Origin of the sequence: Novosphingobium sp. AAP83 (assembly GCF_001295795.1) — a bacterium.
Lineage (GTDB): Bacteria > Pseudomonadota > Alphaproteobacteria > Sphingomonadales > Sphingomonadaceae > Novosphingobium.
Genome location: NZ_LJHY01000058.1, coordinates 14,594 through 28,710, shown reverse-complemented (window position 1 = coordinate 28,710; position 14,117 = coordinate 14,594). Strand labels below are relative to the sequence as shown.

The 14,117-nt window shown below is 58.8% G+C and carries 13 protein-coding genes and 1 pseudogene; 3 read left to right on the top strand and 11 right to left on the bottom strand.

Going from position 1 to position 14,117, the window contains the following annotated elements:
• Positions 1–36: 36 nt before the first annotated feature.
• From IP81_RS17535 to mdlC, 5 genes are all read right to left on the bottom strand, one after another.
• On the bottom strand, positions 37–354 hold the full coding sequence (locus tag IP81_RS17535) for a type II toxin-antitoxin system RelE/ParE family toxin (protein WP_054109295.1): 318 nt from the start codon (positions 352–354) through the stop codon (positions 37–39).
• The gene (locus IP81_RS17530; RefSeq protein ID WP_054109325.1) at positions 354–620 is read right to left on the bottom strand and encodes a type II toxin-antitoxin system ParD family antitoxin; all 267 of its coding nucleotides are present in this window, start codon (positions 618–620) and stop codon (positions 354–356) included. The genes IP81_RS17535 and IP81_RS17530 overlap by 1 nt, the downstream gene beginning before the upstream one ends.
• A gap of 378 nt (positions 621–998) precedes the next feature.
• Positions 999–1,499 (bottom strand): aromatic-ring-hydroxylating dioxygenase subunit beta, encoded by a 501-nt coding sequence (locus IP81_RS17525; RefSeq protein WP_054109294.1) that lies wholly within the window; start codon positions 1,497–1,499, stop codon positions 999–1,001.
• Positions 1,496–2,839: an SRPBCC family protein gene (locus IP81_RS17520; protein WP_054109293.1), complete on the bottom strand. Its 1,344-nt coding sequence runs from the start codon at positions 2,837–2,839 to the stop codon at positions 1,496–1,498. Before IP81_RS17520 ends, IP81_RS17525 begins: the two co-directional genes overlap by 4 nt.
• Complete coding sequence (gene mdlC, locus IP81_RS17515; protein ID WP_054109292.1) at positions 2,836–4,392, bottom strand: benzoylformate decarboxylase; 1,557 nt, start codon at positions 4,390–4,392, stop codon at positions 2,836–2,838. The genes IP81_RS17520 and mdlC overlap by 4 nt, the downstream gene beginning before the upstream one ends.
• Before the next feature lie 207 nt (positions 4,393–4,599).
• Here mdlC and IP81_RS17510 point away from each other — a divergent pair, with 207 nt between their 5' ends.
• Entirely contained in the window at positions 4,600–5,511 is a 912-nt protein-coding gene (locus IP81_RS17510; protein WP_054109291.1) for a ketopantoate reductase family protein, read from the top strand.
• 195 nt (positions 5,512–5,706) lie between these two features.
• On the top strand, positions 5,707–6,375 hold the full coding sequence (locus IP81_RS17505; protein WP_054109290.1) for a DUF4197 domain-containing protein: 669 nt from the start codon (positions 5,707–5,709) through the stop codon (positions 6,373–6,375).
• 34 nt (positions 6,376–6,409) lie between these two features.
• Here the strand turns inward: IP81_RS17505 and IP81_RS17500 are convergent, their stop codons facing one another.
• The gene (locus IP81_RS17500) at positions 6,410–6,796 is read right to left on the bottom strand and encodes a dihydroneopterin aldolase (protein WP_054109324.1); all 387 of its coding nucleotides are present in this window, start codon (positions 6,794–6,796) and stop codon (positions 6,410–6,412) included.
• 149 nt (positions 6,797–6,945) lie between these two features.
• Here IP81_RS17500 and IP81_RS17495 point away from each other — a divergent pair, with 149 nt between their 5' ends.
• The gene (locus tag IP81_RS17495; protein ID WP_054109289.1) at positions 6,946–7,944 is read left to right on the top strand and encodes a bile acid:sodium symporter family protein; all 999 of its coding nucleotides are present in this window, start codon (positions 6,946–6,948) and stop codon (positions 7,942–7,944) included.
• A 73-nt stretch (positions 7,945–8,017) separates the two neighbouring features.
• Here IP81_RS17495 and IP81_RS17490 read toward each other — a convergent pair.
• The 5 genes and pseudogenes from IP81_RS17490 to IP81_RS17470 all read right to left on the bottom strand — a co-directional run bounded on the left by IP81_RS17490 (position 8,018) and on the right by IP81_RS17470 (position 14,084).
• Positions 8,018–10,558, bottom strand: a pseudogene (locus tag IP81_RS17490) (TonB-dependent receptor).
• 93 nt (positions 10,559–10,651) lie between these two features.
• Positions 10,652–10,834 carry a YezD family protein gene (locus IP81_RS17485; protein WP_054109323.1) on the bottom strand — a complete coding sequence of 61 codons (183 nt, stop codon included), beginning with the start codon at positions 10,832–10,834 and terminating at the stop codon, positions 10,652–10,654.
• A gap of 167 nt (positions 10,835–11,001) precedes the next feature.
• Positions 11,002–12,096 (bottom strand): AI-2E family transporter, encoded by a 1,095-nt coding sequence (locus IP81_RS17480; RefSeq protein WP_054109288.1) that lies wholly within the window; start codon positions 12,094–12,096, stop codon positions 11,002–11,004.
• Positions 12,097–12,208: 112 nt separating this feature from the next.
• Positions 12,209–12,547, bottom strand: coding sequence for a hypothetical protein (locus tag IP81_RS17475; protein WP_054109322.1), 339 nt, complete (start codon positions 12,545–12,547; stop codon positions 12,209–12,211).
• A gap of 130 nt (positions 12,548–12,677) precedes the next feature.
• Positions 12,678–14,084 carry an HlyD family type I secretion periplasmic adaptor subunit gene (locus IP81_RS17470; protein ID WP_082356279.1) on the bottom strand — a complete coding sequence of 469 codons (1,407 nt, stop codon included), beginning with the start codon at positions 14,082–14,084 and terminating at the stop codon, positions 12,678–12,680.
• Between the last annotated feature and the right edge of the window lie 33 nt (positions 14,085–14,117).

Here is a 14,117-nt window from a genome sequence, read left to right as displayed (position 1 = left end):
CCCTGTAATTCCAGAACCAGCAAACCCAATTGCTCCTTACATGCGCGGCGGAGTTCTCCGGAGCAGGGTCTCCAAATCTCGGGCGGTGTGCAGTACGCGCGCGATGCCGATGGGCCGCATCGCAGGGTCATAGCCGATCAGGTACGATAGCACCGGCCAGAACCGCACGTCTTCGTCCGTCAGGTCAATGCGCCGATGCCCGGCGCCCGGCGTTTCGCCAAGAAAACGCAGTGCCTTGGTGATCTGGCCGAGCACGTGCCTCGCCACCTGCACGCCTGCCGCATCGACATAGTAGTCACGGATTTGCTCGATATCCCGCTGCGCTTCGGGCGAGAGAATGAAGCGGGCGGGCACTATTGGTCTTGGCGCTCGATTGCTCCGAGATCGGTGTCGAGCCGCGCCATGAAGGCCTCACCATCGGTGCCTTGGCCGGTGCGCAAGGATGCCATTCCGGCGGCGATCTTTTCGCGCATGGAGGCCTTGTAGAGTTCCTGCATCTGGTCGCGCTCCTCCATCAGGCGCAACGCTTCACGCACAACTTCGCTGGCGGACGTGTAGCGCCCAGCGCTGACTTTATCATGGATCAGCGTTTCCAGTTCCGGCGTCAGGCTGACGTTCATGGCGGCTCCTTGCTCCATTTGCAGCCATGATAGGCCGATAACGAGAAATAACAAAGTTCGTTATCGACCTTCCTCCGCGCCTCCGCGCTTAGCCAAAGGAAAAAGCACAAACCGCTGTCCTACACGCCGCCAAATCCTTATCCGTCAAACCGCTCTTTGAACCGGTAAAACCCCCGGCACAGCCCGCCCGCACGCAGCGCATTTCCGCTGCGGGCAGGGGCCAATGCGCCCGCGAAAAGCCCGCGCCACCGGCCCCCTGATTTCTTCTTCAGAACAGTGTAAACTGTGTAAACCTGTTCAGGCTAAATGCCGCCAAGCTGAACAAATCGGCACTTGCCGGAGGAGGAAGCAGGCGGCGGTCTTGCGCTCGACGCCGGCCTAAATCGCGTTGATATCCACCACCGTCGGAATCGTATCGTTCAGCAGCACGATCTTCTTGCGCGCGATCTTCCACGCGCCGTCCACCCGAACCAGCCGGTATTCATAGCGGCCGAAGAAGCAATCAGTGCGGTTCATGCGGACGTCGAAGCGGTGGCAGGTGAAGGCGGCGGAAACGTCTGCGCTTTCATCGCCTGCGGCGGTGAGCAGGACGTTGGTGATCTGGTGGACCACGCGCGGCAAAGGGGCCGAGGCGGTGGACAGGCCCGAGGTGAGGCGCATCACGCGGTCCTCCAGATTGCGGCGGCCTTTGTAGTAGATCAGCGACAGTTCGCTATCGGGGTCTTGCGTGGTGGTGGTTTCATCGCGCCACGCGGGCATCCAGAATTCGGTATCGGGCGTGAAAAGATCGAGCCATTCGGCAAAGCGGTTTGTGTCGATCAGCAGGGCTTCGCGATAGAGCAACTCTTCGGCGGCGGCGCGGGTGAGCGGGGCGGTCATGCGGCGAACTCTGCTTTCATGCGCTTTGCCCAGGCGCGGTAATAGGCGTGGTAGAGCGTTTCATCGCACAGTTGCGAGTCTGCCAGCACGCTGCGCTCCGGGTACAGGTCGATCCGGTCGGCAAAGCGGTTGCCGCCTTCGACGCTTGCGGTCATCCCGCGGGCATAGCCTTGCAGCCAAGGCTCCAGCGTCCCGGCAAAGCCGATCTGGCAGTTTTCATAGGACACCGTGTCATCGGGCGTGGCCATGCCGGTGGGGTTGAAGAAATCCTCGTACTGGCGGATGCGCTGGCGGCGGGCGGCGGCGCTCTCCCCCTTGGGCGCGATGCACCAGGTGCGCATTTCGGTAAGGCCGGGGCCAAGCGGGCGGATCACGCGCAATTGGCTCGATGCGTTTTCGGCCACTTGCAGGTTGGGGAAAATGGTGAGGTTGTGCATGTTGAACATCCAGTCGCGCCGGGCCTCGCCGTGGCGTGTCGCCAGTTCGCCCGCGCGCTCATACAGCGGGATGGCAGGCGTTACACCGAACACGCCCCAGTTGAGCACATGGCCATTGGCAAAGCTGAAGCTGCCGCCGCCCACCCCTTGCGTCTCTTCCTTCCAGTAGTCGCTGTTCTCCCACACCGAGGCGACGACATCGCCGCTGATCTCCTGCTGCCGCCGTTCCAGCACGCGGATGTAGGATGGGTGGGCCGAGGTGAAGTGATAGGCGTCCGAGCAATTTTCGAGCTGGAGCTTCCAGTTGGCCTGATACGTGAAAGTGACCTGTCCGGGCACGAGTTCAAGGCCGTCATCGCTTTGATCGGCGACAAGATCGAGCAGCTTGGCGGCCTCGCCCAGATGGTCGGCCAAGGGCGGTACGTCAGCGGCGACGCTGCCGAACAGGAAGCCGCGATGGTTGGCAAAGTGAGGCAAGGCGGCAAGGTTGTGGCTATCGCGGTCAAAAGCTTGGGCATAGCAGCCCGCCTTTTGCCACTTCACCGCCTTGTTGCGGCCCGCGCTGTCAAAGCTCCAGCTGTGATAGGGGCACACATGGAGCCGCGCATTGCCCTGCCGTACTTGCGCCAGCCGCGCCCCTTTGTGCGGGCACGAATTGATGAACGCGCGCAAGATGCCCTCGCCATCGCGCTGGACAAGGACGGGTACGCGGCCTGCGGATGTTGTGAAGAAATCGTGGGCGTTGGCCGCTTGCGATTCCAGCCCGAGAAACACCCAGCCGCCTTCGAACAGCACGCGCATTTCAGCGTCGAACACTTGCGCGTCAGTAAAAATCGCGCGGTTGACGCGGAACACGCCGTCTTGCGGGCGGTCATCGATCAGATCGATCAGGCGCAAAGTCATAGTACCACCGCTTCGACCAGCGTGGGGCCAGTGGCGGCGAAGGACCAGCGCAGGGCTTCATCGAGGCTGGCAGCATCGGTGGCGCGGCGCGCGGTGAGGCCGTGGCCTTGCGCCAACAGGCAGAAATCGAGCTCGGGGAATTTGGTGCCGACCAGTTCCTGCATGCCGAAGTGCTGCCCGAAATGGTGCAGCGCTTCATAGCGGTTGTTCTTGATGATCACGAAGCTGACCGGCAGCTTATGCTGCACGGCGGCATGCAAGCCCTGAATGGCGTACATGGCCGAGCCATCGCCGAGGACCGCGATCACCTTGTCGTTCGGGCGGGCCATCGCCATGCCGACGGCGGCGGGCAGCCCGTGGCCCAAGCCGCCACTGGCGGTGGTGTAAAACGTATCCTTGCGAACAATGGGCAGGCGATCGTGCATCGGGCCACGGCTGGACGGGGCTTCTTCGACGATGATCGATTCCGGGCTGCGCAGCGCAGCGATCTGCTGGAGCACGTAAGCGTCGGTCATCGCGGCGCCATCAAGCGGGGGCAGCGGCTGGCGCGGGGCGTGCTGTGGCCTTGCGGTTGGCGGCGGGCCTTGGAGCAGCAGTTCAATCGCCATGTCGCACTGGGCGACAATGGCGGTGCCAGCCGGTGCCCAGGCGGCGTGAACGTGATTGTCGCCGATCAGCCAGACATCGCAGCCTGCGGGCACATGCGGGCCGTGGCCTTCGACGTGGTAAAGGCTCATCGGGCCGCCCAGCGCGAGCACGAAATCATGCGGGGCGAGCGCTGCCACAATCGCTTCGCGCCCGGCGGTCAGAAATCCTGCGAAGAGCGGATGATCTTCGGGGAAGCTGCACCGCGCAGACATTGGCGCGACTTTGACCAGCGCATTGTGGCGTTCAGCTAGCGCGATTACGTGGTCCCAAGCATTGTCGCGCGCGACGCCTGCGCCGACGACGATGAGCGGGTTTTTCGATTTGGACAGAGCAACACCGCAAGCAGCGATGGCGTCAGCATCGGGTGCGCGGATGGCATGGACGGTGCGCATTCGGAACGGTTCGCAATCGCGGTCCCAATCGTCAATCGGGATCGAAACGAAGGTCGGGCCGCAGGGCGGTTCCATCGCGACCAGCCATGCGCGGTGTAGCGCTGCGGGGACGTCTTCGGCGCGGGCGGGTTCGCACGACCATTTGACGAAGGGGCGGGGAAATTCTGCCGCTCGCTCGGCAAAAAGGAAGGGTTCGTAGGGCAGGATCGAGCGCGCTTGCTGGCCAGCGGTGACGACAAGTGGCGTCTGGTTTTTGAAAGCAGAGAATACATTGCCCAAGGCATGACCGACTCCTGCCGAGCTGTGCAAATTTACGATGGCTGCGCGCTTTGTTCCTTGCGCATAGCCATCGGCCATGCCGAGCACGACGCTTTCCTGTAAGCCCATGACATAACGAAAGTCGGCTGGAAAGTCTCGGAACATCGGCAGTTCGGTTGATCCGGGATTGCCGAACACCGTGGTCATGCCAAGCTCGCGCAGCAGGCCGATGGTCACTTCGCGGACGTTGGGCATGGTCTCTCCGGATTGTTATGGTTTGCACCGCTGAATGAACCTTTGCGGGCCTTGAAACAATTGCAATTTTGGCCGAGGTCATAAGCTTTATGCATAGATTGCGAGGCACGCGCGTTGCGGGTCTGTTTGGATAACACCGATATAGGCTGTCTGGCGATCCTGGTCATCTGGTGCCGTTGACAGTGTACATGGAAAAGGACTCGATTGATGAAGCGGATCGTGATCGTTGGTGCAGGCGCGATGGGCTGCTTGTTTGCCGCGCGCCTCGCGCTGGCGGGCAGCGCGGTTACGGTCGTCGATGTCGATCCGGCACGGCTGGCGCTGATCGCGGCGGAAGGCATCGTGCTGCATGACGATGCGGGCGAACATATCGCTTGTGTGGAGGCAAAGCTTGCAGCCGAAGTGACAGGGCCGGTTGATCTTCTGATGCTGTTCACCAAAGGGATGCACAGCGCTGCTGCGGTCAGGTCTGTTGCGCATCTGGTGCACACGGAATGCGCCGTGCTGACGCTTCAGAACGGCCTTGGCAATGTGGAGGCGATTGCAGAGGTTTTCCCTGCTGCACACATCTTGTGGGGCGTCACAGATTTTCCGGCTGATCTTGAAGCTCAGAATGCTGTCGCGTCGCATGGCGCTGGCCACATTGTCCTCGGCAATTATCCGGACGGTGCTGACGAACTCGCGGGCAAAGTCGCTGGGCTTTTTGCCTCTGCGGGATTGCATGCCGTGGCTGATCCACAGGCTATAATCGCGGTTTGGGAAAAGGTGGCGTTCAATGCGGCGCTAAATGCTTTGTGTACGGTTTCAGGTTTGCCGGTGGGCGGGTTGGATCACCCGGCTGGCCGCCGCGCAGCCAAGGCGGTGATCGATGAAATCGTGACGATTACGAAGGCCCTGGGCGTCGCGATTGATCGGCCACGTCTTGATGACAAAGTCCGCTTTGCGCTGGCCAACCACCGGACCCACAAACCTTCGATGCTGCAAGACCGCATCGCGGGTCGCGCGACCGAAATTGAATCGATCAATGGCGCTATTATTGCTGTTGCGGATGAGCATGCGATCCCGGCACCGGCGCTTCGTTTGCTGACAGATCTTGTGAGGCTGTGCGAGGGTAAGTGACACGGTGCGGCATTGAATCGCAATTATGATAAACTTTTGATATTTGTGATTTTCATGATTTTCATATTGAGATTCACTGAATTTATTTTGAATTAAAAAATGATCGATCTTGTTATTATATTTTACAAATAATTTATTGCGCAGGCCTAATAACCATCTTAGCCTTCACTTTGAAGAGGCGGGTTAAGGTGGCTCATGGCACAAGATTTTTCGCGGCGTGCAGTGATGGGAGGCGGGCTGGCGCTGGGGGGATTGCTGCTTATCCCCGGTCGAGCCGCAGGCGCAGGTTTGTTGGATGGTCTGGGACTGACCAGATTGCTCGGCAATGCTTCGGACAGTGCTCTAACCAAACTGGCTTTGCCGGACGGCTTCTATCGTGATGCTGCGACGCGCATCATACTGCCCGGCACAGGCGGCAAGCTGGCGAGAAGGCTGTTGCAGGGCGGTGACAAACTTGGCCTGACGACCAAGCTCTCCAAGTCCCTGAACGATGCAGCCAGTTTTGCAGCCGGAGAGGCGAAGCCTGTTTTTCGCAGTGCGATTAGCGGGTTAAAGGTAACAGATGTTCCCGGCATCATCACAGAGCGGACGGGTGGCACCAGCTATCTTGAGCGGACCGCAGGTACCGAACTGGGCGGCAAAGTCCGTCCGCTGATCGCCACGGCATTGGCCCAGGTGGGGGCCTTTGACCAGTTGGCAAAGCTTGGGAGCATGGGTTCTGTGCTGGGCAGCCTTGGTTTGTCTGACGCCCGGTTGATCGACAGCGTCACAAGCCAGGCCATGCGCGGCATCTTCAGATATATGGGGACTGAAGAAGCCGCACTTCGCAGCAATCCGGGAAAGATTTTGGGCAAAGTTTTCTAAGCGCCGGGCAATCGGATCGTTGTGGTTTCCGGCTTTAGCGCTTACGCAACGCTGTCATTTCCTCTGTCCCAAGCGCAAGCCGCACGCCAAGGGAGCCTGTACCGCCAAGGACAGGCTGCTTTCTTAGGCAGATGTTCAATGCGATGATTTGGCTATAACCTGCGCATGCGTTGACAATACGGGTCATCAGGTATTCTTGCGTCTCATAATTCTGGGCCTGCGCGATCTGGTTGATTTGCGCAATCAGCGGGTCATAATCGAAAACTAGCGCCATATCATCAACGCTCACCTGAACGAGATCAGGTGCGATGGTGAGCGTCAAATCAAGAATATGGGCATCGGGAACAACATCTTGCGGCCCGTATGTGCCGATGGCTGCGGCAATCCGGAGGTCGCACAATTCGATCTGGGCCACGCGCATCACAACCTGTTCCTTGCCAGTTACCTGCCGCTTGTTCCTGAACAAGACAGCGTTTTTCGGCAACATGGGCTTTCGGGGTGTGTTAGAGGCAGGGTTGCAAGCACCGCGCCGGGTTGCTGAAGCAGTTAGAGGACCATACCGGATAGGCCATGGCATTGCGTTTAAGACTTCCCAAGCCCGATGGGTTCATGCTGTTGCTCCTCGCCACAGTTTTGGCGGCAAGTGTGTTGCCGGCACGCGGTGAGGCGCTGGCGCTGTTTGATCATGCGGCTGATGTGGCAATCGTCCTTTTGTTTTTCTTGCACGGGGCCAAGCTTTCCCGCCAAGCCATCGTTTCAGGGATCAGCAATTGGCGGCTGCATCTTATGGTGCTGGGGTTTACCTATGTCCTGTTCCCTGCGCTTGGCCTTGGCGCGGCGCAGATCGCCGGGGGCATGATCGATCCTGTGTTGGCGCAAGGGCTGGTGTTTTTTGCGCTGCTGCCCTCGACGGTGCAAAGTTCCATTGCATTTACCGCGATGGCGCGAGGCAATGTCGCGGCGGCGGTTTGCAGCGCTTCGCTTTCCAACTTGCTTGGCATCGTGCTTACGCCGCTGCTGGTGGCGTTTTTGATCCATTCATCCGGCACGGCAGGTGTGGACGGACTTGCTTCGGTGCAGAAAATCGCCACGCAATTGCTGCTCCCGTTCATTGGCGGGCATCTGCTGCGCCCTTTGATCGGCAACTGGATAGAGCGGCACAAGAAACTGCTGCAACCTGTTGATCGGAGTTCGATTTTGCTGGTTGTCTATTCCGCGTTCAGTGCAGCGGTAGTGAACGGCGTTTGGCAGAGGGTAGGAGTGGTTGATCTGGCCGTGCTGGTTATCGCTTCTGTTGTTATCTTGGGCATTGTTATCGCAACAAACGGTCTGGTGGCACGCGCTGCAAAGTTGCCACGCGAGGATGCGATAGTGCTGCTGTTTTGCGGTTCGAAAAAGAGCCTCGTTTCAGGTGTGCCCATGGCGGGCGCCCTGTTTGCCCCGGCTCAAGTGGGCGTTGTGATCCTGCCACTGATGATCTTCCATCACCTGCAACTGTTCGTTTGCGCATGGCTTGCGGCACGGTATGCGCGAGAGTCTGAATGTGTGGTGACGGGCGTAAGGCATTGATAGGATTGTTGAATGGCGCACAAATGAGCACTACTTATGGGTGGTAGGCAGTCAATTGTGCGCCAACTCAAGCCTAAAACGAGAACTTGATCGTTCCGCCGAAGGTACGGGGATCACCAACCTGTCCCGCAATCAGGCCGGTGTTGCCGCCAGTGCCTGCCAGAAGCAAATCGATGTAATTCTGGTCAAACGCGTTGCGCACCCAACCGAAGACATCGAACCGATCAGTGCGGAAGCCTATGCGGAAGTTGTGGATCGAATAGCCATCGACGTTGGTGTAAATCGATGGCGAGGGGTTGGACGACCAGCTTGAACGGTAGCTGGCATCATAGCCGAGGTAATACTGGCCATCTTCGCCAAAAAGCGCCGCTGGCAGATTGGTTTCGGCTCCCCACGATGCGGCCCACTTCGAAACGCCCGGCAGAACCGATCCCGAAACATCCACAAACGGCGGGCTCACGCCCCCTGCGGTGCCCGGTGCACTGATCGCGCCGGTGTAAGTGCACTTGCCCGTCACGACGATGCCGGTGCTTGATCCGCCCGAAAGCTCTGGCGGCGGCGGTGCATCGCAGAAACTGGTGAACGTGGCATCGGTATAGGCGCCATTGAGGTAAGCGCTGAACCGGTCGCTTGGGCGAACCGAGAGGTCTGCTTCAAAGCCACGGCTGCGCACTTGGTCGGCATTGGCAAGATAGCCGCGCACGGTGCCAAGCTGGCCATTGCTGACGCTGGCCTGGAAGTTCTCGATCTCTGTCCAGAAGCCGGTGAGGTTGAAGGTGGCCTTGCGGTCCCAGAACTGGGTCTTGATGCCCGCTTCGAAGTGATCGACCTTTTCGGGCTTGATCGTGAAGGCTGATTCAATCGGCACACCGTTGGCATCGGTGGGAACGCCGTTCAGGTTGATCCCGCCGGTTTTGAACGAGCGCGCGTAAGTCGCATAGAGATTGACGTCGTCTGTGGCTTTGTAACGCAAGTTCAGGTCATACGACAGGTTCCACGCGCTGAACTCGGGCTCGAAAAACTGCGATGCCTGCACGCCGCGCTGCTGGGCAATCCACGGATCGTTGAAGTAGGCCGAGCCCGGAACCGGGGAGACGACCTGACGCGTCCCGTCCGATGCGGTGCCGGTTACGACCGAGTCATAGAGGCCCTTCTTCTTGTCATAATTGACGCGAATGCCCGGTGATACGGTGAAGCGGTCGGTCACGTCCCAGTTGACCTTGCCGAAGGCGGCAAGGCTGGTGTTGTCGAGCCGGATATCGTTGGTCGCAACAAACCGGTTCAGCACGTTGGGATTGTTTGACAAGGCGTTGGTCGGGTTGAGTAGCCACTTGCTGGCGGCAAGGCCGGTTTCCTGAACGCCGCTGGTGCGCACGCTCTGGTGGAAGCCGAACAGCCCAACTACGAAGTCAAAGCCGTCGCCCTTGTGGTTGAAACGGAATTCCTGCGTGTATTGGGTCTGCTTCGTGGGGTTTTCCACTTTGGTGTAGACGGGCAGCCCCACGTAGTCGCGGTCATTGGCCGGGCCCCAATCCCAATAGCGCCATGCGGTGATCGAGGTCAGCGTGTTGCTCTCATTCAGATCCCACACCGCGCGCGCCGAAAGGCCGCCATGCTCGTTGCGTGCCGCCAGACGGGCATCAACATCGGTCAGGCGGTCATAGGGATCGACATTGGGCAGCGGATAGTCTGCGCGGGGGTAGCCGGGGAAGTAGGTGAGCAAAGCGTGAAGCTGGCGATTGGCTGCACGCTGGGTCCGGCCAAAACTGGCGAAGGGAAGCGCGCAGCAGATCGGGTCCTGCAAGTTCCAGTCACCCGATACGGTCACGGCAAGATCGGAGTTTGGCTTCCACAGCAAAGCACCGCGCAAGCCGATGTTGTCGATCGACTGGATCTACGAATTGGTCGCCACGTTATAGATCGTGCCGCGACGGCTGGTGGTGGAACCGCTGATCCGCGCGGCCAGCGTATCAGACAGCGGCCCCGAAATGGTCGCTTTGCCCTGCTTGAAGTTGAGGTTGCCAAGCGTAACCTCGGCCTTGCCGCTCAGGTCGAAAGTGGGCGCAGACGTGGTGATGTTGATCGCGCCCGATGTCGTGTTCTTACCATAAAGCGTGCCTTGCGGTCCGCGCAGGGTTTCGATGCGGTCCACATCCACGAAGTCGAGCGTGGCAGACGCAATGCGGTTGTAATAGACATCGTCGATGTAAATGCCGACGCCTTGCTCAAAGCCATCGTTGGTCAATCCGAACGGTGCGCCGATGCCGCGGATGTTGATGAAAGTGTTGCGCGGGTTCTGTGAATAGAACTGCAAGGTCGGCTGAAGCTGCGTCAGGCGCGAGATGGCGAACGTGCCTTGCGCGGTAAGGCGTTCGCCGCCCACAACCGAGATCGCAATCGGCACGTTCTGCACGTTTTCCGAGCGGCGTCGTGCGGTGACAAGGATTTCTCCGCCCTGACCTTCAGGCGCGGCATCCGCATCGGCAGGCGCAGCTTGGGCGTCATCAGCGATTGCAGTGGCGGGTGCATCGACCGGTATTTCAGCCGCAAATGCGGTGTTTGAAATCAAGGCAAGGGGCGCTGCCCCTGCGGTTAGCAGGATACGGAGATTCATTGTCTGGCCTCATGGATTTGCCCGAACAATGCCTCCGGTGGTCCGGTCAGCGGTGCGGTGGATGTTTGCTTTTTGAATTCGTTTGCGAACTGATCAGCTTGGCTTGAGCCGCCGCTTCTCGGTCACGTCAATCTGGACCACCCGTCCTTCGTGGATGGTCAATGCGATGGTCCCGTAACGCAGGCCCTCCAGCGCCTCGCGCACGCTCGCGATGCTTTCCTCAAGCTGTCGCGCCCGCTCCGGGTCTTGCGCCGACTTATCAATCTCGTCAGTCATCATTGCCCCCTTGTAGAAGGTTGCAACATAAACTCAAGTTATTTAGTAGACATCAAACGAATGCTGCTGGGAGATAAAGTCCAGCTTTATACTCTACCCAATGAGTTGAATTTTGTTGCAGGTGAGTATGGCACTGTTTAGCGAGATCAAAGTGGTCTGGCCTGCTGTCAGTCCGCCCCGGCCACCTTGATCTCTTTGCCAAGGATGGCCTGCACATAGATACGCTGCACAAAGACGTAGCAGACGATAGTCAGTGGTGAGGCGAGGAGGACGCCGAGGAAACCGAACAGCAGTCCGGCCGCCAGTACTGCGAACAGCAGCAGGGCAGGGGGGACGTCCACCGCGTGCCTCTGGATCATCGGTTGGAGCACGTTTCCTTGCAGTTGCTGGATCACCAGAAACAGCACCAACGTCCACAAGGCAGCGACGGGTGAGATGGTAAAGGCCAGCAATACTGCCGGAATGCCGGAGAGCACCGGGCCAACCATGGGGATGATATCCAGCAGGCCCGCGATAATCGCCAAACCGCCTGATGCTGGAACGCCCAGCAGCGAAAGCCCGCCCCATGTCAGCGCGCCGATCACCAGCGACGAGATGGCTTGTCCCATCATCCAGCCGCGTAGGCCGGCACCGGCATTGTCCAGCGCTTGTGCCATGACCGGCTCAGCCTTTGCAGGTAGCAACAGCAGCAAACCACGGCGATAGACGTCAGGGTTTCCGGCCATGAAGATTGCGCCGACGATCACCAACACAAAATCTGCCAAACCGCTACTGGCAGCAAGCGCATAGCCTCCTGCCTGGGTGAGGATGCGGGAGATATCCTCGGCACCGACTTTTGCCAGATCGCGGGCCTGATCGCCGAGGCCGTAATTATCAAGGAAACCTTGAATTCGTTGCAGCGCAGCGGGCACTGTTTGTTCAATCGTGTCGAACTCATTCGCAAGCTGGGTGCCGAATAGCACAAAGCTGCCGATAAACACCGCAAACAGCCCTATTACCGCCAGAATCAAGCTGAAGGTCCGGCTCATGCCGGTGATTCGGGCGATCCATCCGGCAATGGCCTGAAACACTGCGCCAAGCACGATCGCTGCAAATACCAGCATGAAAAAGCGGTTAAGCTCAATCGCCAGCCAAAAAACGCCGATAATGGTGACAACGATGACGGTTGATATTGCGACCTGTCCAAACCCGATGGAGCTTGGCGTTTGGGGCATTTCAATCCCGCGCGATGGGGGCGTAGCGTTTTTTGCAGGTTCATCCATACAGAATTGATACCGCGCTTTTCGGGGTTTGAGGAGTGCTCAATGAAGCCCCGACTTTCATAGCGCCATTCCGCAGCTTGAGGCCCGATGCCAAAAACGCCAGGTTCGGCAACTAACGCTTTTTCTTCGCTGTTGTTGCGGTGAAATCAGGGTCTTTACCGGCCACCCAATCAACAAATTTGCGCACTGTAGGATTGGCCAGCAAGCCATCAACATCCATGCCGTGACGCTGCAATTCCGAATTGGTGAAATTGGCGATCAGGGTTTGCTGGCAAATCGGGTGCATGGGCACAACATCGCGTCCGCCCCGGCTTTTTGGAACTGGGTGATGCCATACCACGGTTTTGCCCGTTGGTCGGCCGCAAAGCCAGCATGGGGGCACGATAACCGGTGCTTCGTCCTCGTCGGGCAAGTCTTCATACGAACTATGTTTTGAATGTTTGCGGGCCATTATGCTGCCTGTATTTTCAAGTTTTCCGCCCATACCACACAGGATGGCCGTGCTGGCAAGGGAATGTCGCCGTAAAGGCCAAGGAACAGCTTTAACGATGGCTTCGGCGCGCAACGGAGCTATTTCCGCGTCATTCGCGTAAAGCGGCGTTTTTGATCTGGATGAGTGGTCCCAAGATGTAGTCGAGGATCGTTTGCTTGCCAGACAGGATGTTCACCTCGGCGGTCATGCCCGGAAGCACGGGGCGGCCGTTGCCGAAGTTTGTAGCATCTGCCCGCAGCCGTGCGCGGTAGTAAGTTTCACCCTTGGGGTCTTGCAGAACGTCGGGAGAAACATCGTAGACCTGCCCAGTGAGGCTGCCATAGACGGCTGAATCATAAGCGGAAATCTTGATCGTCGCGGGCAATTTGTCCCAAACTTCGCCGCGATCCTTTGGTGCGATGCGAGCCTCGATCATGATGATCTTGTCGACGGGCACGATCTCGGCCAAGGGTTCGCCGCCCCGGATCACGCCGCCAACGGTTTGGATGAACAGCTTGTTGACGACGCCATCCATGGGGGCGCGGATTTCTTCGCGCTGCGCCTTGTCCTGAAAGGCCAGCATGGCTTCATCCGCTTTGGCCAATTCCAGCCTGAGGCGGGAGGCCTGCTCTTCGGTTTCCTGCACCATCCGCGTCCACACTTCGCCCTGACGAGCAGAAGCGGAAGAGATTTGCGCGCGGGTTTCCGGGATCTGGTTTTGCACATCGGCGATGCGGGTGCGCAATGATAGCAAGGCCGAGCGCTTTTCCAGAACGTCACGCTCAGAGATCGCTTCGGCCTGGAATGCGCGTTCGAGCTTGCCCAATTGCACCATCAGCAGCGCTTCTTCGCTGCGCAAATTGGCGAGCCTTGCGCTGAGTGACGAGAGCTGCGCGCGCTTAGCGTTAGCTTCGCCCGAGGCGATGCCATCGACCGAGCCACGCTGCATGATGCGCGAGGCGAACAGGGCCTCTTCGGAGCGGGCAATTTCCGGGGCGAGTGTGGCCAGCGCAGGCGGCGTGATGAAATAGCGCGCGCCGCCCACTTCGGCGTCCATCCGGGCGAGCATGATTTTCTTGGCGGTGACGTCAATCCGCGCGTTTTCGAGGTCGGACGCGGTGATCTGGTTTTTGACCAGCATCAGGATCTGACCTTTTTCAACGCGCTGCCCTTCCTGAACGAGGATTTGCTGCACAATTCCGCCTTCAAGGTGCTGGATTACCTGATTTTGCACAGAGGGCAGGACGCGTCCTGAGCCACGGGTGACTTTCTCGATCTCGAAGATACTGGCCCAGCATAGAAAGCTGATGATCATGACGCCAAGCACGAGCAACAGCTTGCTGGCCTTGCGGGTTTTGATGCGCCCGCTCCATGGTTTCAGAGCAGTTTCCTGATCGGTGGCACCCATGACTTTACCAGAAAAAGCGTTGGCCAGTTCGCGGCTGGAGACGTTTTCATAAAGAAATGCGCCGCCCATCTTGCAAATGATAAGGTCTCTTAATCCTGCAATAGACATGAAACTGGCCCTCGTTTGATCGAAAGCAAATAG

Bases quoted from the DNA above. Each gene is read 5' to 3' on its own strand.
- IP81_RS17520 (WP_054109293.1), bottom strand. From the start codon at position 2,839: ATGACTTTGCGCCTGATCGATCTGATCGATGACCGCCCGCAAGACGGC.
- IP81_RS17485 (WP_054109323.1), bottom strand. From the start codon at position 10,834: ATGACTGACGAGATTGATAAGTCGGCGCAAGACCCGGAGCGGGCGCGA.
- IP81_RS17500 (WP_054109324.1), bottom strand. From the start codon at position 6,796: ATGCGCGTGGCCCAGATCGAATTGTGCGACCTCCGGATTGCCGCAGCC.
- IP81_RS17505 (WP_054109290.1), top strand. From the start codon at position 5,707: ATGGCACAAGATTTTTCGCGGCGTGCAGTGATGGGAGGCGGGCTGGCG.
- IP81_RS17495 (WP_054109289.1), top strand. From the start codon at position 6,946: ATGGCATTGCGTTTAAGACTTCCCAAGCCCGATGGGTTCATGCTGTTG.
- IP81_RS17530 (WP_054109325.1), bottom strand. From the start codon at position 620: ATGAACGTCAGCCTGACGCCGGAACTGGAAACGCTGATCCATGATAAA.
- mdlC (WP_054109292.1), bottom strand. From the start codon at position 4,392: ATGCCCAACGTCCGCGAAGTGACCATCGGCCTGCTGCGCGAGCTTGGC.
- IP81_RS17525 (WP_054109294.1), bottom strand. From the start codon at position 1,499: ATGACCGCCCCGCTCACCCGCGCCGCCGCCGAAGAGTTGCTCTATCGC.
- IP81_RS17475 (WP_054109322.1), bottom strand. From the start codon at position 12,547: ATGGCCCGCAAACATTCAAAACATAGTTCGTATGAAGACTTGCCCGAC.
- IP81_RS17510 (WP_054109291.1), top strand. From the start codon at position 4,600: ATGAAGCGGATCGTGATCGTTGGTGCAGGCGCGATGGGCTGCTTGTTT.
- IP81_RS17480 (WP_054109288.1), bottom strand. From the start codon at position 12,096: ATGGATGAACCTGCAAAAAACGCTACGCCCCCATCGCGCGGGATTGAA.
- IP81_RS17470 (WP_082356279.1), bottom strand. From the start codon at position 14,084: ATGTCTATTGCAGGATTAAGAGACCTTATCATTTGCAAGATGGGCGGC.